Below are 1,740 nucleotides of genomic sequence, written 5' to 3' on the forward strand. Positions count from 1 at the left end.
GAGCCTCCCCTGCCGGTCTACGACAGCTCGGGCCCCTACACCGACCCGGATGTGGTGACGGATATCACGCAGGGGCTCGCGCCGCTTCGCCGCGATTGGATCGCCGCGCGGGGCGATGTCGAAGATTATGAGGGCCGCGAGGTCAAGCCAGAGGACAACGGCTTTGTTCAGGGCGACCGCCTGACCCCCGAATTCCCGCTCAAGCGCCGCCCGCTGCGCGCCCGGGACGGCAAGGCGGTGACCCAGCTGGCCTATGCCCGCGCCGGCATCGTCACCCCCGAGATGGAGTTCGTGGCCATCCGCGAAAACCAGCTGCGCGAGGCCGTCGCGGGTGCGCGCGACGGCCAGGACTGGGGGGCCAATATCCCCGATGACGTCACGCCGGAATTCGTCCGCTCCGAGATCGCGGCCGGCCGCGCCATCATCCCGGCCAACATCAACCACCCCGAGCTCGAGCCGATGATCATCGGCCGCAACTTCCTGGTGAAGATCAACGCCAACATGGGCACCTCCGCCGTCACCTCCTCGATGGCGGAGGAGGTGGACAAGATGGTCTGGGCGATCCGCTGGGGCGCGGACACGGTGATGGACCTCTCGACCGGGCGCAACATCCACAACACCCGCGAATGGATCGTCCGCAATTCGCCGGTGCCGATCGGCACCGTGCCGATCTACCAGGCGCTGGAGAAGGTGGGCGGCATCGCCGAGGACCTGACCTGGGAGGTCTTCCGCGACACGCTGATCGAGCAGGCCGAACAGGGCGTGGACTATTTCACCATCCATGCCGGCGTGCGCCTGCACATGGTGCCGATGACCGTGAACCGGGTCACGGGCATCGTCTCGCGCGGCGGCTCGATCATGGCCAAGTGGTGCCTGCATCACCACAAGGAGAGCTTCCTCTACGAGCATTTCGAGGAGATCTGCGATATCTGCCGCGCCTATGACGTGAGCTTCTCGCTGGGCGACGGGCTGCGGCCCGGATCGATCGCCGATGCCAATGACGAGGCGCAGTTCGCCGAGCTGGAGACGCTGGGGGAACTCACGAAAATCGCCTGGGCCAGGGACTGCCAGGTGATGATCGAGGGGCCCGGCCATGTCGCCATGCACAAGATCAAGGAGAACATGGAAAAGCAGCTGGAATGCTGCCACGAGGCGCCGTTCTACACGCTTGGGCCGCTGACCACGGATATCGCGCCGGGCTATGACCATATCACCAGCGGAATCGGGGCGGCGATGATCGGCTGGTTCGGCTGCGCCATGCTCTGCTATGTGACGCCCAAGGAACATCTCGGCCTGCCCGACCGGGACGACGTGAAAACCGGCGTGATCACCTACAAGATCGCGGCCCACGCGGCCGATCTGGCCAAGGGGCTGCCGGGCGCGCAGCGGCGCGACGACGCGCTGTCGCGCGCGCGGTTCGAGTTCCGCTGGGAGGACCAGTTCAACCTGTCGCTCGATCCCGACACGGCGCGCGATTTTCACGACCAGACCTTGCCGAAACAGGCGCACAAGGTGGCGCATTTCTGCTCCATGTGCGGACCGAAGTTCTGCTCGATGCGGATCTCGCACGAAATCCGCGCCGAGGCGCAGAAAGAGGGGATGGAGGCGATGGCCGAGAAATTCCGGGAGAGCGGAGAGCTGTACATGCCCGTCGATGCGGCCGGGGAATGATCGCCTTGACCAGCGGAGGACCGGGCGCCGGCCGGGCGCCGGCCATGATCGCCCGCAGGGCGGCGACGG

The 1,740-nt window shown here is 66.4% G+C and carries 1 protein-coding gene; it reads left to right on the plus strand.

Annotated features, from left to right (window positions below):
* Positions 1-1,671 (plus strand): phosphomethylpyrimidine synthase ThiC (thiC, locus tag KCI33_RS17805; protein WP_212526150.1); only part of this gene is annotated, 1,671 nt, incomplete at its 5' end.
* Positions 1,672-1,740 lie beyond the last annotated feature (69 nt).

The organism is Actibacterium sp. MT2.3-13A, from assembly GCF_018139985.1.
GTDB lineage: Bacteria > Pseudomonadota > Alphaproteobacteria > Rhodobacterales > Rhodobacteraceae > JAGSOU01.